17 protein-coding genes and 2 pseudogenes are annotated in these 19,510 nt (G+C 67.6%); 10 read left to right on the top strand and 9 right to left on the bottom strand.

Annotated features, from left to right (window positions below; genetic code table 11):
- Positions 1–59: 59 nt before the first annotated feature.
- Together OG963_RS10595 and OG963_RS10590 are read right to left on the bottom strand one after the other, a co-directional pair.
- Positions 60–950 (bottom strand): sulfurtransferase, encoded by an 891-nt coding sequence (locus OG963_RS10595; RefSeq protein WP_362268998.1) that lies wholly within the window; start codon positions 948–950, stop codon positions 60–62.
- Positions 947–1,180, bottom strand: a complete 234-nt coding sequence (locus OG963_RS10590) for a hypothetical protein (RefSeq protein WP_093776126.1) — start codon at positions 1,178–1,180, stop codon at positions 947–949. Before OG963_RS10590 ends, OG963_RS10595 begins: the two co-directional genes overlap by 4 nt.
- A gap of 172 nt (positions 1,181–1,352) precedes the next feature.
- Here OG963_RS10590 and OG963_RS10585 point away from each other — a divergent pair, with 172 nt between their 5' ends.
- The gene (locus OG963_RS10585) at positions 1,353–3,326 is read left to right on the top strand and encodes a potassium transporter Kup (RefSeq protein ID WP_371798808.1); all 1,974 of its coding nucleotides are present in this window, start codon (positions 1,353–1,355) and stop codon (positions 3,324–3,326) included.
- A gap of 146 nt (positions 3,327–3,472) precedes the next feature.
- On the opposite strand, the gene OG963_RS10580 is transcribed toward OG963_RS10585, so the two are convergent.
- Positions 3,473–4,204 carry a MerR family transcriptional regulator gene (locus tag OG963_RS10580; protein ID WP_093776130.1) on the bottom strand — a complete coding sequence of 244 codons (732 nt, stop codon included), beginning with the start codon at positions 4,202–4,204 and terminating at the stop codon, positions 3,473–3,475.
- A gap of 54 nt (positions 4,205–4,258) precedes the next feature.
- On the opposite strand from OG963_RS10580, the gene OG963_RS10575 reads away from it, so the two are divergent.
- Positions 4,259–4,558 carry a hypothetical protein gene (locus tag OG963_RS10575; RefSeq protein ID WP_093776132.1) on the top strand — a complete coding sequence of 100 codons (300 nt, stop codon included), beginning with the start codon at positions 4,259–4,261 and terminating at the stop codon, positions 4,556–4,558.
- Positions 4,559–4,596: 38 nt separating this feature from the next.
- Here the strand turns inward: OG963_RS10575 and OG963_RS10570 are convergent, their stop codons facing one another.
- Both OG963_RS10570 and OG963_RS10565 read right to left on the bottom strand, forming a co-directional pair.
- Positions 4,597–4,842: a hypothetical protein gene (locus tag OG963_RS10570; protein WP_093776134.1), complete on the bottom strand. Its 246-nt coding sequence runs from the start codon at positions 4,840–4,842 to the stop codon at positions 4,597–4,599.
- 103 nt (positions 4,843–4,945) lie between these two features.
- Positions 4,946–6,124, bottom strand: a complete 1,179-nt coding sequence (locus OG963_RS10565; RefSeq protein WP_371798807.1) for a hypothetical protein — start codon at positions 6,122–6,124, stop codon at positions 4,946–4,948.
- Between the two features lie 1,298 nt (positions 6,125–7,422).
- On the opposite strand from OG963_RS10565, the gene OG963_RS10560 reads away from it, so the two are divergent.
- The 4 genes and pseudogenes from OG963_RS10560 to OG963_RS10545 all read left to right on the top strand — a co-directional run.
- The gene (locus OG963_RS10560; protein WP_371798806.1) at positions 7,423–9,555 is read left to right on the top strand and encodes a tetratricopeptide repeat protein; all 2,133 of its coding nucleotides are present in this window, start codon (positions 7,423–7,425) and stop codon (positions 9,553–9,555) included.
- A 97-nt stretch (positions 9,556–9,652) separates the two neighbouring features.
- Entirely contained in the window at positions 9,653–10,249 is a 597-nt protein-coding gene (locus tag OG963_RS10555) for a flavoprotein (protein WP_371798805.1), read from the top strand.
- Positions 10,250–10,711: 462 nt separating this feature from the next.
- Complete coding sequence (locus OG963_RS10550; RefSeq protein ID WP_371798804.1) at positions 10,712–11,608, top strand: hypothetical protein; 897 nt, start codon at positions 10,712–10,714, stop codon at positions 11,606–11,608.
- Between the two features lie 747 nt (positions 11,609–12,355).
- Positions 12,356–12,481 (top strand): annotated as a pseudogene (locus tag OG963_RS10545) (IS5/IS1182 family transposase); the annotation flags it as partial.
- A gap of 220 nt (positions 12,482–12,701) precedes the next feature.
- Here OG963_RS10545 and OG963_RS10540 read toward each other — a convergent pair.
- The 3 genes from OG963_RS10540 to OG963_RS10530 all read right to left on the bottom strand — a co-directional run bounded on the left by OG963_RS10540 (position 12,702) and on the right by OG963_RS10530 (position 15,162).
- The gene (locus tag OG963_RS10540; RefSeq protein ID WP_371798803.1) at positions 12,702–14,228 is read right to left on the bottom strand and encodes a hypothetical protein; all 1,527 of its coding nucleotides are present in this window, start codon (positions 14,226–14,228) and stop codon (positions 12,702–12,704) included.
- Positions 14,229–14,382: 154 nt separating this feature from the next.
- Complete coding sequence (locus tag OG963_RS10535; protein WP_093931070.1) at positions 14,383–14,799, bottom strand: hypothetical protein; 417 nt, start codon at positions 14,797–14,799, stop codon at positions 14,383–14,385.
- 48 nt (positions 14,800–14,847) lie between these two features.
- Positions 14,848–15,162 (bottom strand): hypothetical protein, encoded by a 315-nt coding sequence (locus tag OG963_RS10530; protein WP_371798802.1) that lies wholly within the window; start codon positions 15,160–15,162, stop codon positions 14,848–14,850.
- A gap of 566 nt (positions 15,163–15,728) precedes the next feature.
- Here OG963_RS10530 and OG963_RS10525 point away from each other — a divergent pair.
- From OG963_RS10525 to OG963_RS10515, 3 genes are all read left to right on the top strand, one after another.
- The gene (locus OG963_RS10525; protein ID WP_143020030.1) at positions 15,729–16,091 is read left to right on the top strand and encodes a helix-turn-helix domain-containing protein; all 363 of its coding nucleotides are present in this window, start codon (positions 15,729–15,731) and stop codon (positions 16,089–16,091) included.
- 166 nt (positions 16,092–16,257) lie between these two features.
- Entirely contained in the window at positions 16,258–16,803 is a 546-nt protein-coding gene (locus tag OG963_RS10520) for a hypothetical protein (protein ID WP_371798801.1), read from the top strand.
- Positions 16,804–17,490: 687 nt separating this feature from the next.
- Positions 17,491–18,231: a methyltransferase domain-containing protein gene (locus OG963_RS10515; protein WP_319328249.1), complete on the top strand. Its 741-nt coding sequence runs from the start codon at positions 17,491–17,493 to the stop codon at positions 18,229–18,231.
- A gap of 64 nt (positions 18,232–18,295) precedes the next feature.
- On the opposite strand, the pseudogene OG963_RS10510 reads toward OG963_RS10515, so the two are convergent.
- A pseudogene (locus tag OG963_RS10510) lies at positions 18,296–18,484 on the bottom strand (IS5/IS1182 family transposase); the annotation flags it as partial.
- Between the two features lie 82 nt (positions 18,485–18,566).
- Between OG963_RS10510 and OG963_RS10505 the strand changes: the two are divergent.
- Positions 18,567–19,331 (top strand): class I SAM-dependent methyltransferase, encoded by a 765-nt coding sequence (locus tag OG963_RS10505; RefSeq protein ID WP_371798800.1) that lies wholly within the window; start codon positions 18,567–18,569, stop codon positions 19,329–19,331.
- Positions 19,332–19,510 lie beyond the last annotated feature (179 nt).

Below are 19,510 nucleotides of genomic sequence, written 5' to 3'. Positions count from 1 at the left end.
GGGTCCAGACTCGGAGACAGCCCCCGTGAAGGCCCGCCATCTCTCGGAGACGGACGCCATCACAGCCCCTGGCCCCCGTCGCCGTCCCGGCAGCCGTCCGTGCCAGGGCCTGTCACGACCGGCAGCTGCGAGGGCAGACCCCACTCGCTCCAGGAGCCGTCGTACACAGCCGACTCCGCGTAGCCGGCCAGCTCGGCCGCCAGCGCCAGAACGCAGGCCGTGACACCGGATCCGCAGCTGAAGACCAGCTTCTCCCGGTCCCCGGCAAGCGCGGAGAACGCCTTGCGCAGCTCCTTCGCCGGGCGCATCCGGCCCTCGCGCTGGAGTTCGCCGAAGGGCAGATTCACGGCTCCGGGCATATGGCCACCACGCAGCCCCGGGCGGGGCTCCTCGGCTTCTCCCGTGAACCGCTCCCGGGTGCGGGCGTCGAAGACGGCCGAGGCCGGGTCGGCCAGGGCCGCTGTCACGTGGCCGCTGTCGATGATCAGCCCCGGGCGGGGCCGCGCGGTGAAGTCACCGCACGGACCGGCGTACGCGGGCTTCCCGCTCTCCACAGGCAGCCCGGCCGCGGCCCAGGCAGGCAGGCCGCCGTCGAGCACCGCGGCCCGGTCGAAGCCCATCGCCCGCAGCATCCACCAGGCGCGAGCACTGGAGTAGATGCCCGCGCGGTCGTAGACGACGACCGTGCTGCAGTCGTCGACGCCCAGAGAGCGCAGCTCCTGGGTGAACCGGTCGGCGCCAGGCATGGTGTGCGGGAGGGGAGACGACCGGTCGGACATCACCCCGTCGATGTCGAAGGGCCGTGCCCCCGGTATCCGCTGTCCGGCGCCCCGGTGCGCGCCCACGGTGGCGTCGAAGACCACGAGCCCAGGCGTGCCGAGCCGCTGCGCGAGCCAGCCGGTGCCGACCAGCGGGCGGGGGAGTGGGGTTCTCGGGTCCGTGGTGCTCACAGCGTTCCCTCCTGGATCTCGGTCGGACGGCATACGGCCTGCTCGTCGGACCAGGCCGCCACCGTCTCCATGTCGGCGGCCACCTCTTCCTCCGTGTCACCGTCGACCACGTGACCGGCCGGACAGAGGCCAGACTTTACGCCTCCGTGGAACACCAGGCCGACGGCCCCGGTGAAGGAGACCTCCCGGACGCAGTGCGGCGCCCCGCCCGCGGGCAGGTGTTCCAGCACACCGGTCGACGGGGGGATGTCGAGGCATCCGGCGGGCCGGTGGCCGGGCGTCGGCGCCGAGACTTGCCGAAGTGTGTGCGAGTGGCTGTGCCGGTGGTTGCGTGTTTCGACCGGTATCGTCCGGCACGTTGTGTCGGGCACCCGGCACCAGCCCGGGCACAGGAGGGCCGCCGTGACCAGTCGTCAGCACTCGACGTCGTCGGATGACGGATCCGCATCGCGGTCGTCGGAGGCGGCCGGCGTTTCGAGTGCGCACGACGCGGTGCGTCTCGCGGTGGTGATCGGCGCTCTCGGCGTGGTGTTCGGAGACATCGGGACGAGCCCGATCTACACCCTGCAGACCGTGTTCAACCCGAGCGATCCACATCCCGTCCCGGTCAGCACGGCGAACGTGTACGGGGTGGTGTCGCTCGTGTTCTGGTCGGTGGTGATCATCGTCATGGTCACCTACGTCCTGCTGGCGATGCGTGCCGACAACGACGGTGAGGGCGGCATCATGGCCCTGATCACGCTGTTGCGGCGGTTGAGCGCACAGCGTGGTCGGCGGGCCACCGTCATCCTGGCGGCGCTGGGCATCTTCGGCGCCTCGTTGTTCTTCGGGGACAGCATGATCACCCCGGCGATCTCGGTGCTGTCCGCGGTCGAGGGGCTGAAGGTCGTCCAGCCATCGCTGGAACACCTGGTCGTGCCTATCACCGCAGTGATCATCGTGATGCTGTTCCTGGTGCAGCGCAGGGGTACCGCGGCGGTGGGTCAGGTGTTCGGGCCGGTGATGATCGCCTGGTTCGTGGCCATCGGCGCGTGCGGTGTGGCCGGCATCGTCGACCACCCGGAGATCCTCAAGGCGTTGTCGCCGACCTATGCACTGGGCTTCCTGTTCGGCCACTTCGGCATCGCATTCTTCGCCCTGGCCGCGGTCGTGCTCGCGGTGACCGGCGCGGAGGCGCTCTACGCCGACATGGGGCACTTCGGCCGCCGGCCCATCACCCGCGCCTGGCTGATCCTCGTCTTCCCCGCCTGCATGCTCAGCTACCTGGGCCAGGGCGCACTGATCCTCGGCGACCCCGCCAACGTCAGCAGTCCGTTCTTCCTGCTCGTGCCCGACTGGGGACGATGGCCCATGATCCTGCTGGCCACGGCCGCGACGGTGATCGCCTCGCAGGCGGTGATCACCGGCGCGTACTCGGTCGCCTCCCAGGCCGCCCAGCTCGGCTACCTGCCGAGGCTGCGGATCGCGCACACCTCCGAGTCCACCATGGGCCAGATCTATGTGCCGTGGATCAACTGGACGCTGTTGGTCTCGGTCCTCACCCTGGTCTTCGCGTTCCGCACCTCCGCGGCGCTGGCCTACGCGTTCGGCATGGCGGTGACGGGGACCATCACGATCACCACCCTGTTGTTCTTCTACGTCGCCCGAGCGAGGTGGCGGACACCGCTGTGGCTGCTCGGCATCGGCGCGACCGTGCTGCTCTTCGTGGACCTGCTGTTCCTGGCAGCCAACCTGACCAAGCTCGCTCACGGTGCCTGGCTGCCTCTCCTGATCGGCCTCACCGCGTTCACCGTCATGACCACCTGGCAACGCGGCCGCGAGATCGTCACCAAGGAGCGGGCACAGCGCGAAGGCGCACTGAGCGAATTCATCGACGAGCTGCGCAGCGGGAAGGCGCCGACGCGCCGCGTCCCCGGTACGGCCGTCTTCCTCAACCGCGGCAAGCAGACCGCGCCTCTGGCCATGCGGGCCAACGTCGAACACAACCACGTGCGACACGAACACGTCGTGATCCTGTCGCTGGAGACCGTGCCCGTGCCCCGGGTCCCGGCCGATCAGCGGTCCGTCGTCGACGATCTCGGCTACGCCGACGACGGGATCGTCCACGTCACCGCACGGTTCGGCTACATGGAGACACCGGACGTGCCCTCGGCCCTGGCACTGCTCGACCCGGCCACGACCGAGGGGCCGCTGCAGCTCGACGAGGCGTCGTACTTCCTGTCGAAGATCGAGCTCCGGCGAGGGAAGACGCGGGTCATGGCGCCGTGGCGTAAGCGGCTGTTCATCGCCACCTCCTACATCACCGCCGACGCCGCCGAATACTTCGGCCTGCCCCGCGACCGGACGGTCATCATGGGCGCGCACATCGAGGTGTAGGCGCGTCGGCGCCATCCGCGATGCCGCCCGGATTCGTATCCAGGCCATGGCCCTGGATCGGTGCCGCCGCACTCAGCCGGCCGATGCTCAGTCGTACGGCTCACCGAGGTCTGCCGGCCGGCACCACGTTCACCGAACGCGTCGGGTCACATCTTCAGTTGTGCGCGAATGAGCGTGTCAAGACGCTGCCATGCTGGAGACGAGGCGTTGACCGTCCCCTGGATGAGGGTGGGGATCTCCGAGGTGACGTCCAGCTCGGGTGGTTCGTCGGATCCGTAACGTTTCCGGGTCGCCTCGACGATCCGGCGCGCGAGGTCGTCGATGCGGGGGTCGTCGGGCACGAGGTCGTACGCGTGGTCGTAGTCCAGGAAGAGCTGTCGCAGAGCGGGATCGGAGAGGCTCCGGGCCTGGTCGTGGAACAGGTCGAGCGCACGGTCCGGGTGAGTGGCGAACACGAGGATCCACAGGTCGCGTTGGAGCTCCACCCAGCGACGGGAGAATCCCTGGTCGGCCAGGTGCTCCAGGTGGGTTACGACGTCGGTGGGCAGTGGTACCGACTGCCCGGCGGCGAGTCGGCGCAGGCGTTTCCGCGCGGCCCGCATGCTTCGGATGCGGGCGGTGAGTTCGTCGTCGATCTCCCGCAGCGCCTGCCGGTAGTCCTCGTCGGTCGCCACTCGCAGCTCCCGGATGCGGGCCAGCGGGACGCCGGCTTCGGCGAGGGTGCGGATCTTGATCAGGTCGATGGCGTCCTTCGCGCCGTATCGCCGGTAACCGGATACGTCGCGGTCGGGCTCGGGGAGCAACCCTTTGTCGTGATAGACGCGGATGGTCTTGGTCGACACTCCCACGTAGCCGGCCAGCTGTCCGATGGTGATCACACGCCTATCGTCCCACTTGACCTTGCCCCTGGGGCAGGGGTGCAGCATGGCGGCATGGCGAACATGAATGCTGATCGGGAGACCTTGCGTGAGCTGGCTGATGAGGGCAACGAGGCAGCTCTGGACCGGCTTGCCGACCTCGTTGACGAGGCCGACGACATCGAGGAGCTGAGCGAGCTGCTGGACGAGGGATCCATGCGAGCCGGGCTGCTGCTCACTCGGCGCGCGGCCACGAGCGGCGACCTGCGCGAGCTGCAGCGCATCGCCGACGCCGGTTACGACGAGGCCGGGAACGAACTGGACCGGCTCTTGAAGGAGCCGGCCGACGCACCCGACCGCGACCCCCGCACATGACGGCACCCACCGCGCGCCCACCAGCGCCCGGTGGATGTCTATCGCGGATGTCGACGCAGATGATTTGGTTGGAGGGCCACGTCCTGCCGACGGAGGGCCCAGGACAGCTTCAGCTCGTACGTGACCGGGCCGAAGATGTCGCAGTCCTCCCATGGAGGCCACGGGGCGCACCATTCCCCGCCGATCGGTGCGGTGTGCCAGGTGGCGCCGTCGTCGCAGGAGTACCCGACGGCGATCTTCGCGGCCAGGCGAAGCGGCCGCACCTGCCGGCTGTCGCCGGCCATTCCAGGGCGTTGGCATCGGTGAAGCGGAAGGCCGACCTCCGCGCTGCGGGCCGGGCCCACACGTCACGACAACGCGGGCCCGGCCCCCTTCCACGCAGCGCCGTCAAGCTCTGTGCGCGGTCACCGTCAGACGCCCGGTGCCGGTGAGCAGGTCGTTCAGCTGGAGCATGTCGCCGGTCACGAGCCCCGCCGACACCCTGCGTCGCGGGAAGCGGGAGTGCAGCCAGCGCCCGAGCCCGGACGCGTCGAGCTCCCCGGGAGGCACGTCCTCGCCCCGCCCACCCGAGACGCTCCACCGGGCCGGACCGCCGAACACTGCACGTTCCAGCCGCTCCAGCCACTTGACGAGAGCCCGCTGCCGACCCGCGTACGCAGTGGCGTGCACGGCTGGATCCAGCAAGGGCCGTGCCCAGCGGACGAGTTCGCCCGCCGGACCCTCGGCCTGAAGTTCGGGCAAGCGCCTGCGTGCGATGCTCAGCCGCGCACTGCCGTACTCGATCCGCATCACCCGCACCCGGCTGCCCGAACCCACCACTCCGGACCCGGCCCATATCCCGAGCCCGGTGAACGGCGATCCTTCCGGTACGCCTCCCGGGCTCCAGGCCCGTTCCAGAGCGGCGAGGACCTCGGCAAGTTCGTGCACATTGCCGACTGCTGTCTCCTCCACGACCCGCGGATCGCGGAGCAGCGCGGTATCGCCCGCGAGATGCTCGGCGGTCGAGACCAGCGTGACCACCGAGGTGGGGTTCCCGAGCCGGCGAAGCCGCGACTCCAGGGTGTCCAGACACACCCGGATGCCGTCGGGCCGGCTGAGCAGCCCGCCGGCGAGCGGCCGCGCGAAGGGCGCATCCGATCCGCCGCGCGCGGGCACCGGCCGGGGGAGCAGGGGAGACAACTGGGTGAGCCACGCGTCGAGTTCCGCGCAGCTCCGTACGGGTGCTCCCAGCCGGACGCTGCCGCCCGGCTCGGCCTGCGCCCGCAGCAGCGGTGGGCCCGGCGGGCCAACGGGCACGGGCATGATCTCCACGGTCGGCGACGACAGCTCGATGCCGCGCGTCGTGGAGACATAGAGTGCGGCCACCCCGGCATCGCGGAACACATGCGCGAGCCCAGCGGCGTCGAGTCCGGAGTGCAGCTGCCTGCCGTAGGGCTGGTCGGGCCACTGCACATCCCCGATGACCCGGAAACCCCCGTCACCGACGAGACGACTGTGCACCCATTCGATCCATGCATCGAGCGGCTGCTTACCGTCCCGCCAGACCAGCCCTCCGCCGCCACCCATGACTACCCTCCCCGTACGGGATCCCGGCCACCCATCGATGGCAGTGGACAGGGTGGCCGTGTCCCGGTGGGTGGCGCAAGCGGTCCGCAGCACCGTCTCGGATCCGTCGCCGCATGTCGTGGTCGTAGCCCCGCACCGTCTCGCCGGAGTCCAGCACTGGTCCGGCCGGCCGACGGCAGCCGGGCCGACGCCCATCACCGCCTCACGCAGCTCTAGTTGACCCCACCTCGAACTCGCAGCGGGCACCGCCGTGGCCCTTGGAGACCAACGCCTGTCGGCCGCCCGAAGCCAACGCCCGGCCCCCAATGGTTCACCGTGCTCTGGGGCGAGTGATCATGGCCCTCAAGCTTCCGACGCGTCGTGCAGTCTGGGCGCCTTCGTACTGGTGGGCGCGGACGGTTTCGAACCGCCGACATCTGCTTTGTAAGCCTGGCGCCGATCACAGGACGGTCCTGGCTGGTCAGCAGCCGTACAACAGCGCCCAGCCTGTCAGTGGGTCTCTGCACCGCCTCGCACCCCGATTGACCGTGACTGACCGCTCGATCTGGCACGGATCTGGCACGGATCTGGCACGCGCCACGCCACCGCCCGGGATTCTCGGTATGGCCGTCCACCTCCGGGCTTCCCCCTCAATGCGAACTTCGGACAGGGTGTGCTGAGGTCCGCTCGACAAGACGGCCGTCACTGGTTGTCGTGGCCGCTGACGAGCCTCCTCAGACGACCCCGAGACTGTGCGAGCACGGGTGGGCACGGCGTCTTCCGCTCCTGAGAGGCCTCAACTGGCAGATGCACTCTCACCGGCGTTCCGCGAACGTACGAGATCGTGCAGCAGCCGTGCCTCACTGGCTACTCTGGGACAACGGGAAGTGACTGGCTGGAGGGGGCGGGTTTATGGATCCGGAGATGGCCGTGTTGGCGGGTACAGCGGGAACAACCCTGGTCACCTTATTGACAACCGAGGCGTGGCAACGCGCTAGGGACGGTATTGCCTCGTTGTGGCGCCGAACTGAGCCAGAGCGAGCTGAGGCGATTTCCGCAGAGCTCGACGTGACTCGAAGAGAGCTGCTGGCAGCGCAGGCCGGCGGCGACCTCGAATCCCGTAGCGAACTAGGTGCAGAGTGGCAGGGCCGCATGCGGCGGCTGCTCGCAGCACATCCCGAGGAGACGGAAGCACTGCGGGCGCTGCTTAGTGAACTAGCCCCATATGCGCCCGCAGACTCATCGGTGACGCAGCACGCCAGTGCCTCGGGTCATGCCCGCGTCTACCAGGCCGGCCGTGACCAGAACTTCGACCGCCGATGAGCGCCCGTAACGATGCCTGGGCCGATGGTCAGGGCCGCGTCTACCAAGCCTCGGGCGACCAGCACATCACTGAGCATCACCACCACACCCCAGATTGGTCGGGCCCAGACTCCGTGCGTCGACCAGCAGTTGGTCGTACCCCTCTGGTGCTTCGCGACCGCGTGGGAGAGATGGACCGTCTGCGCGCCGCGGTCGAGACCGGTGTTGGCAACCGCGTCTATGTCCTCCACGGTCTAGGCGGCTGCGGCAAGACCGCCGTTGCTTGCACGCTCTTCCACTACGCCACCAATCAAGCCGGCAGACTCGGGCTGTGGGTCAACGCTTCCGACCCCGCCTCCCTACGCGCTGGCATGCTCGCCGTCGCCGCCGACCGCGGGGCAAGCGACGGCGAACTGATGGGAGCACGCAGCGGACTACGCCCCGCCGCGGATCTGGTGTGGCACTACCTTGACCGCTCTGACCAGCCCTGGCTCCTGGTCATCGACAATGCCGATGCCCCCGGCATACTGCGCGATGGCGGCTGGCTGCGCACCAGCCCAATCGGCACTGTCGTGGTCACAACCCGGCAGGCAGCGGCGCACTGGTGGCCAGGGGCAGAACTGCTCCAATTTGGCGTGCTTCCACGTGAGGATGCCGCGCTCGTTCTCCGCGACCTTGCGCCGCACGCCGGATCGATCGAAGATGCCGCCGAGGTCGCCGACCGGCTCGGACGACTGCCTCTGGCACTCACCCTCGCTGGCGGATTCCTCGCCCACCAGGTGATCGCCCCATGGAGCCTTGCCGACTACGGCCGCCGACTCGACGGCAGCGCCGGTCTCGACCCCATCGAACTCATCGAACAAGGTGCCACAGCCATCGGCGGTGATTCTCGCCATCTACCCAGCCGCACCTGGCAGCTCTCCCTGGACGCTCTCACCACACTAGGACTGCCCGAATCAGGCCACCTTCTGCGCCTACTCGCTTGCTGGTCCAGTGACCCATTGCCACTCTCAGTCCTGCTCGGGGCCGAACTCGGCCCAGAACTCCGAGCATCTCGAATCGAAACGGCGCTCCGGGGACTCCTTGACCACTCTCTCACCGAGCTGGTGCCTGGCGAGATGCGCTGCCTACGAACCCACGGTGTACTACTCGACAGCGTGGCCAGGACCACGCTCACTGACCAGCGTGAGCAGCTCGTCACCACGGCTGCCCGCCTATGCCTTGCCGTATTGCCCGAGGTACCGGACCGAGGGACTCTGGACGCCCATGCGAATCTGCTCGCACCACATGTGATCGCACTACTGCGGCGAGCAGTTAACTGGGAAGTTAGCCAATCTACGGTAGAAGCTGTGGCGGAATGCACTCTCCGGCTTGTGACAGCTATCCATAGGGCTGGTGATTATGCTTCGGCACTCAGCTTGAGCAACGAAGCTGTGGAGGTGCTAAATTCCACGCTGGATGAGGACAACCTCCTACTCATCAGACTGCGTCAACGTGTCGGGAGATCACTTTTTCGGCTTGGGCGATTCAAGGAGTCCGAGACCCTCTACCAACGCGTGCTGGAAGTCTGCGAAGAGACACTGGGGCCAGATGCACCGGAGACTTTGACAACCTGCTTGAAATTTTCAAGCCCCCTCATCAACCTTGATCGACAGCAGGATGCCGTATCCCTGATTCGTCGCGCAGTGGAGGGCCGTGTTCGTCTATTCGGACCAACACACCCTCTCACGCTTAACGCGCGAGTGTATCTCATGGAACAGACCACCCAGACGGCCGAGTTGACAGCAGGTTCGACCTTGGTCGAAGACTGCCGTCGCGACATCGGTGAACGTCACACTATAACGCTTGGAGCAAAACTCAACTTTGCGTTCGCACTTCAACGCGCAGGGCAACCAGTCGAGGCATTGCCGTACGCCCGCGTCGCCTTTGAAGGTTACCTACAACGTTTCGGCGCCGATTACCCAGTAGCATTGAATAGCCGATTGACTCTAAGCAGAATTCTGTGGGATCTGGGGCACCACACAGAGGCGATCGAGCACGCGGAACAGCTCGTCGAAGGTCGGACCAAGGTGCTCGGACCGAGTCATCCATGGACACTCAGGTCAGAGGAACTCTTGACGCAATATCGAGCAGCAAGGAGAGAACTGTAGAGCTGTCCGCAGGGGGTTTACGGACCAACAGCGGTTGCTGATAGTCGCTGTGGTCGCGGTACATCTCTGTTGTACTGCTGGCCGAGGGGACGGACCGATGCGGGATGGTGGGACCGTGAGTGCAGGCAGCCGCAGGGTGCTGGGCGTCGTGGGCACGGCGGCCGATGGAGTCGAGCAACTACGCACCGGCCTGATCGAGCCAGCGATCGCCCTCGGCTGGCAGGTAGCCGTGACCCTGACCCCGAATGCCGGCCAATGGCTGAGGGCGAACGGCGAACTGGACCGACTGGAAGCCGTAACTGGCCTCCCAGTCCGGGATACACCTCGCCTACCGACCGAGGCTCGCCCACACCCGGTCGCCAACTGCTACGTCGTCGCACCCGCAAGCGCGAACTACGTTGCCAAGCTCGCAACAGGCATCGCCGACAACCAAGCACTGACCCAAGTGAGCGAGGCACTCGGAACGATCGGCGTTCCCGTCGTGGTATTCCCGCGGGTCAACGCGGCGCACGTACGACACCCAGCGTGGGAGGGGCATCTCGCGACCCTACGGAAGGCGCACGTAGAGCTCATTCACGGTCCTGACATCTGGCCGCTCCATGAACCCCGCGAAGGGCCGGCAGTTCGACAGCTCCCCCCACCCGCTGTCTGTCGGGCTGCACCCGCGCATATTCGGGCCGTTCGCGACCGCTGAACGCCGCGGCTGTCCATAATCGTTGATGTCAACGTTGGATGTCAGCGGAACAGCTCCGGCATTGGGCAGACCTCCAACGGCTCATCCTGTCGGTCGGCCCATTTCCACCACACATGGCGACTGGCGCACTTCCACAGCGAACGGCACGTCCGCTTACCGTCGTCCTCCCGCACACAGAGCACGAATCCGCCGAACTGCATGGCTTGGCTGCACTCAGGGCAGGTTGGGGCGTCGGTCATGCTGCGCACCTTAACGGAGCGCGAGGACGCCGCGCTCTGAGCTTGGGAATCGCCGGGCCTTGGGCCCCCATCGGAGAGCTGACCAGCGGGAACGGGTACCAAGGGGAGGCCTTCACGTCTTCTGATTGCCCGCCCCATCCGGCCACTGCACCTGGTGGAACCCGTCCTGGGCCGACCCCGTCAGAAAGAGACCCGCCGCCTTGTCGACCTTCGAGGAGATCAAATGCGCACAAGGGCCATGCGCTCCGTCAGCCTGCTGGCCGCAGTGGTCGCCCTCGGGCTGGCTGTCTCTGGTTGCGGGGATCAGCCCGACAGGGACGCCGGCGGCGACGCGGCGGTAGTGGCCCACCGCGCCCGGCAAGTCGCTGCGGCCTGGGACGGGTCAGCCGCAGCCGCCGCGTGGCGTGTCGGCTACCACCCCATGGGTGATGTCATCCAACTGCCGCGTGGCGGTCTGCGGAGCAAGGCTGATGAGCAGGCATACCAAGACCACAGCTTCGTCCTGCAAGGCAAGTTGCCCGCCACCGGGTCGAAGGATGGCCGGGTGGCGTGGGCCGGGGGCGCGTCCCTCACACGGCCACTGGCGGGGGCGGAAGAGTCGTACAAGACCCTCTCCAGCGGCCGCGTTGGCGGACAGCCACACCTCACCGTGACCGGCGCGAAGCTGGGCACCATGACGGTGACAACCAGCCGCGGACCGGCCACGGTCCCAGCCTGGCTCTTCACCCTTGACGGCTACGCCTCCCCCCTCAAGCAGGCAGCTGTTGCCCCGTCGAAGCTCCCTCAGCCACCGCTCGGCCAGGCCCGTGACGTCCCTGGCTATCCGCTGAACCAGCTGGTCAAGATTGCCGCAGACGGGCGATCAGTGACCGTGGTGGCCCTTCATGGTGTCTGCGACGACGGCCCCGCAGTGGAAGTGCTGGAAACCAGCGGCAGCATGGTGCTGTCGAGCTCCGTCCAGCATCGGAAGGATGGCGGCTACTGCACCAAGCAGGCGAAGTTGCAGCAAGTGACGGTGAAGCTGGAGCGCCCACTGGGTAACCGCGTTTTGCTCGATGCGCACACGGGTCAACCGGTTCCCTACAAGCCGGAGCACGGGCCCTCACCGAGCTGGAGCTGAGCTGCGCCCGTGCAGTCCCCCTACAGGCCACTTGACGATCTATAGGAGCTTCCTTGACGCCCTGGGCCGCGACTGCTCGGTTCTGCCTGGGTCGAAGGTGGTCGGGATGGGAGCCCACAACGCTCGCCACGATTCGGCCGGCACTTGCGAATGGCGACCCGTCCATCCCGGAGTCTGAGCGCCCCGCCGGAGGCATGTCTTGTGCCTTAGTTTCCTCCTCGGTCAGGCTCTCTCTAGGTTCTGCCCGGCCGATCTTGGCTGTGGGAGGATGCCGTCCATGACTTGCAGCCGAAGGGGCCGTGCCGCGTAAAACACCAGCCTCCCTTCGGCCGAGGGAACGTGGCTGCGGAAGACCCTGGGTGCGGTATCGCGATGTCCCGGGTCTGTCGGGAGCCGCGAATGCCGCCGTCCGTGTGCTCGAACGGGAGCGATTGTCTCCGGGCATTGTGGCAGTGGCACTGAGCGTGTGGTCGGTACATGTCCACGGCGCCAAGCGCCGGTGGAGGCAGTGGGAGGCTGAGTTCACCTGTCCCTGCTGCGGCGAAGGCTGGGCCCGGGACAAGCTACAAGAGGCTCTGTTCATGCTGCCGCCAAGGGCCGCCGCCGAACTCCGGGTGCAGATCGAGCGCCTGGATCTGGCGCTTCTTGGGCGAACGCATCACGAGCCGATGGCAGAACCGGAGTTGGCGTGGTGGCATCGCAGGTGCTGACCGTACCCATGCCATCCACTGTTTCGTTGGCTCTTGTATGACCGGTCGGGGAGATCTGACAGAGGCGGAGTGGCGACGCCTGAAGCCACTCCTGCCTACGGGTAACAACCGCTGCGTGCGGTGGCGCGATCACCGCCAAGTGGTCAACGGGATCCTGCACCGGACCTCGATTCGTGCCCACCAGCACGCGGCCGGCGCCCGGAAGGCGTTCTCCCACTGGTGAGTGGTCCATCCCTGCCGGGTCAGACCACGCATGGTGATAATTGTGTCGGTGAGGTCGAAGAATGCCACGATGACAGTGGCGCGCCGCTCGTAGCAGTGGGCGCGGAGACTGCTTCGGCAGCCACTGCTTCCTGGCGGACGGCTGCCCGTCGTGCCCGTCCTCAGTTGACCTCCCGCACTCTTGCAGCGGTCCGCTCGGCGAGCTCGTGGATGCCGTTCGCGGCGTTCTCCGAGAGCTCGCCGAGTATGGCGTCGGCGGCGGTGAGGAGGGCACGGGTCTCCTCGGGGCGGCCCGCGTCGGCCAGGGCGAGGGTGAGCCGGTAGTGCTCCTCGGCGATGAAGCGGCCGAGGCTGACCTGCTGCCAGTGGCGCAGTGAGTCGTCGCCCGGGGTGGCCAAGGCGTCGCGCACAGCGGCCAGGCTGTCCGCCGCCTGCGGCAGCTGGCCCGCCTCCCGCTCCAGGCGGGCGAGGGTGTGCCGGGCCGAGGCCCGGTCCCATGCCGTCTCCTGAAGGGCGGCGTACAGGCGCTGGGCGCGCAGCGCCTGGGGAAGGTCGCCAAGTTCCTCAAAGTCCCGGGCGAGTCCGCTCAGCGGAGCCGTGGCCAGAGTGCGGGGCGCCCCAGGGCGACGGAATCTGCTCTGGTCCATGAAGATGTTGTCGAGTTCGCGGATCAGCGTCGCCCGCGCGAGGTCGACCATCCCCTGGTCCCGCGCCAGGTCGGTCCACGTGGAGACCGGCTCGTCCGACGGGTCCGACCCGAACATCGACTCGTCGAGCGCCCGCGCCCACTGTCGCAACTCGTCCGCGCTTGCGCCCGGTTCCGGCATACCGCCCAGGCCGCACGCTGTGTCGAAGTCCGTCTCCCGGACCTCAAGCAGCAGCGGCAGATCTCCGGTGTCCCCGCGCAACCCCACCAGCATGGCCGCGAGCCGCAGTTCGTCCGTCATCGATGACCGTGTCTCGTGCCGCAGTAGGTGCCGCAGCAGCTCCAGATCGCCCTCGGCGCGGTCGAACTGCGCGGCCCGCAGGGTGATTCGGCGCCGGACCGGGTCCTCGGCGACTTCACGCCATGCCGCGTGGTCGCCCTCCCGCAGGCAGGCAAGGTCGGCACGGCCCGCCGCGAGCACTGGCTCCCACAGCGGGGGACCGGTCGGGCCTATCCGGTCGTACGCGCACCCCTCATCTGCGTTGAGCAGTACGAAGTCCGGCTCGGTCCGCAGCAGCGCGACGCGCAGCCTGCGCACCAGCTCGACCGGGGAGCGTTTCGGGAAGCCCAGCGCCGAACGGAGCTCGGCCCGCTCCTCGTCGATTCCGTAGTACTCACGGATCTCGTCCTCGGTCTCCGCGACGCACGCCAGGATCTTCTCCTCGCGGTCGTCTGGCGACAGACCAGTGTAGCCGCGCCAGCCGGGCAGGCCGATCACGAGCTCCAGGGCCTCGTCGACACTGGAGCCGATGATCCCTGCAGCGCCCTCCGAGTCGGCGTAGAGCACCGAGCCGTCCGCGCACACGAAGTACGTGCCGCCGGTATCGTCCCCGGCTACCGTCTCCAGCGGCCCACCCGAGGCGAGGCGGACCTCCTCGACATGGCCGTGGGCGGCGCGGTCTAGATCGAAGTCGAAGGGGAACGCGGCCAGTTCGGCCAGGCGGCGGTCCTGTCGCAGCAGCCATAGCGCATGATCGGTCATGTCACAGAAAGTAACACCGTCCACTGACAACGGACTCGCGGCCTCTGAGGAGGCCATGCGGATAAGGGAACGATCACGGTCGGCGGTTCGGACGTTCGTCCCAGCGTTGGGTCGTCTAATCGCCTCGTGGTGGCCACATGGCTCGCCACGTCGGCTACACCGGAGGCCGCACCCACGGAGCGAAACGCTGACCAGGGGCGGCGTCGTCGCGCCAGTACCTCAGAACGGTCTCGTGAACGACCTCGAACCGTTCCGCGGCGATGAGGCACGAGACGGACTTCTCACCGCCCGCCTCCGCTTCGAAGGCGACAAGGACGGTCGGATTCTCACCAAGCTGGCGAGCGACTCGCACTAGCTCCTCGCTCGTCGGTAGGCGGAAGACCGGATCGTGAAACATTGTCGGGCAGCTGACGAAGTCCGGATCGCCGAAGACCAGCTCCAAGCCGTGGTGGTACGTGAGGTCTTGTCCGGCCGCCAGACGGAACTCACCGGCGTTCCAGGCGACGACGTCCCAGTCCCACCAGGGCCCCTCGGGGAGCTGGATGCCGACGTGCTGGCGTGCCCTGTCCACCCTTGGCCCCTCATGCTGCTCGAATAGATCGACAGGCTACACAGGGACTCAACACTCCGAACTTGACTTCTTGTATGCCGGAGATGTCCGGATAGCTCTGACCGTGAGCAGGGAGGGCAGAGACTGCCGGTCCCCCTTCAGCGCCCACTCGCCGTAGTTGACGGCCTGGTCCAGGTCGCCCTGTCCGGCTGCCACCACGCCAAGGGTGATCCGCGCCTCCGTCATACGCATCGGTAAGCGCTCGGAGCCGTCGAAGTCCGTTCCCGCCCGGATCACTTCATCGGCAAGGTTCTCGGCGAAGCGGTCCTCTCCGAGCAGGCGGTAGCCGTCCATCGCGTAGAAGTCGAACTTCGCCGGGTCCACCAGGAAACCGATTCGCGCCTCCCGCGTAGCCGACGGCTGACGTTCCTCAGCCCACCACTCGCCCCAGCTTCCATCCCGTCCGCCTTCGGCCCACACATCGTGGAGCGGGCCTGGTTCAGGGCGTCAAGGTGGAGCGCGTCGCTGTACGGACGACTTTGACGCCCTGGGCTGCGACTGCTCGGTTCTGCCTGGCCGAAGGTCGTCGGGATGGCAGCCCACGACCCTCGCCACGACTCGGCCGTAGTCTGAGCGCCCGCGCCGGAGGTATGTCTTGTGCCTGCGGTTCCCCTCGATCAGGCTCTCTCGCTCTAGTTGCGCGACCGGCGTAGCCGGGGCCCAGAGCGGGGCGGAGACAGGAGCGCAGGGGCCCCGGCGGTGAGCCGGGGAGCGCGCGACGAGCCTTGAACCCGTAGAGAAGGTTTCTACTCACGCAGCACATAGCTACCTGTCTTGTCTCGGTTGATCCTTGACGTTGTGGCCTCACCTGATGCTTGACACCGCTTGCCTCGGCTTGGCTGTGCGCGTCGTATCCGCGTGCAGGGAGGGCCGGGGCCGTGCTGGTGGAGTTGAGCGTGGTCGAGCAGCGGTATCACGCGGTGATGGAGGTCGCCGCGGGGGTTCCGGTCACTCAAGTCGCCGCCCGGTATGGGGTGTCGAGGCAGTCGGTGCACTCCTGGGTGCGCAAGTACGAGCAGTCGGGCCTGCCGGGATTGGCAGACCGGTCTCACCGGCCGGACTCGTGCCCGCACCGGATAGCCGGGGAGGTGGAGGCGCTGGTGTGTGAGTTACGGGACCCACCGTGCTTCGGCCGGCTCAAGGTCGAACGAGAAGCGGACCCGCAGCGGACATGCGAGGCATGGCCGACTCCCCTGCTCAACAGGTCAGTTGATCGCGCGGCCAGAATCACGATCCGGCCCAACGATCTTTGACGTGGCACGCACTTCCGTGCCGGACCGGATGATCACTGGCATATGCTCCGCGTGCTCGCATACAAGACAGACCGAGGGGGCGTTCATGAGTGATTCTCGGAGAGCCGGTTCGGAGACCAGGGACGGGGGCTGGGAGGGTGAGGAACAGGGAGGGGCACCGTCTTCGGTGAACGTGAGCGGTGCGCCTGACAGCGGGACCGGGCCGTGGCGCATGCTGTCGTGCCTGGGGGTTGTCGTAATCGTCCTGGCAGCGCTGGTCGGAGGGACCGTTTGGCTGTTTCAGGATGAACTGTTCCACCCGTTCGGCGACGTCCGGGCGTGCGAGGGAAGTGAGGTGCAGTTGCCAGGCGTGATCCGCGCCGGCGGTGCGTCGATACCCGCCGGTGCCTCCGAAGTTCACTACTTCACCGGGGACGGCAGCGCTCAGGTCACCTTCGTGAGCAACCAGATGCCGGACTACCTTTACCGTGCGGGCATCCTCCCCGATGGCAATCCCCTGTTCGACGAGAAGTACGGCACCAAAGGGGTTGCCAACGATGAGATCGAGCTCCCGGATGGTCTGTGCGGCTCTACCCTGCGAGGTCCCGTCTGGATCTACGACTCCAGAAGCGCCACCGGGTCCGGCTTCACCGTCATGGTCGAGCGTTCTCCCACGGCCGACGACTCCCTCCGATTCCCGACTCGCGCCGTGGTCACCTACAACCTCCCCTGACGCGCACGGTGGACAGTTGCCGGTCTGCTGATCAGGCCACCTGCCGACCAGCATGACTGAAGAAGTCCACGAGCCTGATGAGGGGCGCGCGTCCCTCCTCAGGCCTTCTTGCAGCTGGGTGCGGGTTGTCAACTTGACCCAGGGGGCGCGACGTTCTCGTGTCCGGGTGAGGGGACACTTGCGGCACGGCGCATCTGCTGTCGCTGGCGGCGCAGCAGCCAGACACCCAGCAGCAGTCCCAGGGCCGCGCCCGTGGGTATTCCCACCATGAGCCCGTGCTGCAATCCGGAGTTCCCGGCAGCCGGCGCGATGACGGTCGTCAGCAGGATGACGGAGGTCAGGCACACCAGCAGCCAGGCCAGGTGAGCATAGAGGCGGCGGGTGAAGTAGGCGCTGCGGGCGGGACGGTCGGGAGGCTCGACCAGGGAGGCTGTGGCGACCTGTCTCCCAGGTGTCCGTCATGGTGTGCGGTTCTCCTGAGAGGGAGGCGCGTCGGCGTGGCAGTGCACGTATCGGTGACGTGTACGCGGTCTCGTCATCGATCAGTGCCGAGCGGGTGGCCTGGCACAGGTCGCGCTACGGCGGTCATGACGCCTAGCCCGTCCGGCGGATCATGGGGCGAGGCGAGGGCCGACCAGTGCCCTAATCGTGTTGACCGCCCCCGGCAGGCAGTGGTGGAGTCGGCACGTGGACAGCATCCCCGCCAACCGGCGGCTCTGGAACCAGATCAGCAGCGCCTACCAGCACAGGCACGACCCGCAAATCGGCGCCACACCCCGGCTGTGGGGCATGTACTCCATCCCCGACGCGCACCTGCACGCCCTGGGCGATGTCACCGGCAAGCGCGTCCTCGAACTCGGCTGTGGCGCCGGCCAGTGGTCCAGAGCGCTCGCTGCCGAGGGCGCCAACGTGGTCGGGCTCGATCTGTCCGAAGCCCAACTCGCCGCAGCGGCCCGCGCGATGGGAGCGGCCCGCTACCCGCTGGTGCAAGGCGCCGCCGAACAACTCCCCTTCGCCGCCGGCAGCTTCGACCTGGTGTTCTGCGACTTCGGTGGGCTCAGCTGGGCGCCCCCGCACCTGGCCGTCCCGGAGGCCGCACGCGTCTTGGGGCGAGGCGGGCGCCTGGTGTTCAACGTCGCCAGCCCATGGTTCGAAGCTTGCTACGACGAAGCCGCCAGCCGCGTGACGACGACGCTGCAGCAGGACTACTTCGGGCTGAACACCATCGCCGAAGACGACGGCGCGACCAGCTATCAGCTCACCTACGGCGACTGGGTCAAGGTCCTGCGCGGCGCGGGTCTCATCATCGACGACCTCATCGAGCCGCGGCCCGAACTCGGAACATCCAACGGCTACAACGAAACCGACCCACCCGACTGGGCACACCGCTGGCCGGCGGAACTGCTCTGGGTAACCCACAAACCGTAAGTTCCGCCGCGCCGAGACGTGAAGGCATCCCTTCGCCGGGCAGGCCTGGGTCCTGCCCAGCTGATCATGGGCGGAGCCAGAGCCAGAGCCGGATCGAGGCGAGGGTGACGGGCCCGTGGAAGACGTAGGCGCGTTTGTCGAAACGTGTGGTCACGGCCCGGAAGTTCTTCAACGCGTCGATCGTCCGCTCCACTTCGTTCCTGCGTTTGTAGATCGTCTCGTCGAAGCCGGCGGGCCGTCCGCCCCTGCTCCCGTGAACTTCGCCGCGCCCGCTTGGCGCCGTAACCCGAAAAACCAGTGGCCGCGCGGGCTCGGGGCCCCATACGTTCGCCTCCATGGTTGACGCAACTTTCGGGCATCCGCGCCTCGCAGCCATCTACGACCCACTCGATCGGGACCGCAGCGATCTCGACGCGTATCTCGCGATGGCGGAGGAGTTCGGGGCGCGGTCCGTGCTGGACATCGGGTGCGGTACGGGCGTGTTCGCACTGCTGCTTGCCGAGCGCGGGATTACGGTCACCGGGATCGATCCCGCGCGGGCGTCCGTCGACGTCGCGCGTGGCAAGCCGGGCGCGGAGCGGGTGCGCTGGCTTGACGGCGACGCGGGGGACCTGCCGCCCATGCAGATCGACCTGGTGACGATGACCGGGAACGTCGCTCAGGCGATCGCCGATCCGCAGGCGTGGCGTACGACGCTGCGCGGCGCGTACGAGGCGCTGCGGCCCGGCGGGCTGCTTGTCTTCGAGACGCGCGATCCGGCGCAGCGCGTGTGGGAGGAGTGGGCGGAGTGGACGCGCGAGACCACGTACCGCATGACGGACATCCCGGGCGTCGGCCATGTCGAGACCTGGGCCGAGCTGACGGATGTGAGCCTGCCGCTGGTGAGTTTCCGGGGTACGCACGTGTTCGCTGCGGACGGGGACGTACTGACCTCGGAGTCGACACTGCGCTTCCGCGAACGTACGGAGATCGAGCGGGACTTGCACGAGCACGGCTTCGTCGTCGAGGACGTACGCGACGCACCCGACCGGCCGGGCAGGGAGTTCGTGTTCGTGGCGCGGCGCGGTACCGCGGAGCCTGTCCCTCCCGGAATGCCCTAGGGAGCATGTGCATCACACAGCACCGGGCAGACGGGACTTTGAAGACACTCCCCAGGCCGGGGCCGGGAACGCGAATCTTCTCCGGAACAGCCTTGATCCAGGTACAGTCCGCGCGTTGGCCGGCGGTGTGCAAGTCCAGCTCATCCCGCGAGGTCACGCAAACACGTAGATCGGCGGAG

The sequence above is a fragment of the Streptomyces sp. NBC_01707 genome (genome assembly GCF_041438805.1).
Lineage (GTDB): Bacteria > Actinomycetota > Actinomycetes > Streptomycetales > Streptomycetaceae > Streptomyces.
Note: the sequence above shows the minus strand (reverse complement) of the source record. Positions and strands in the feature narration are given on the sequence as shown.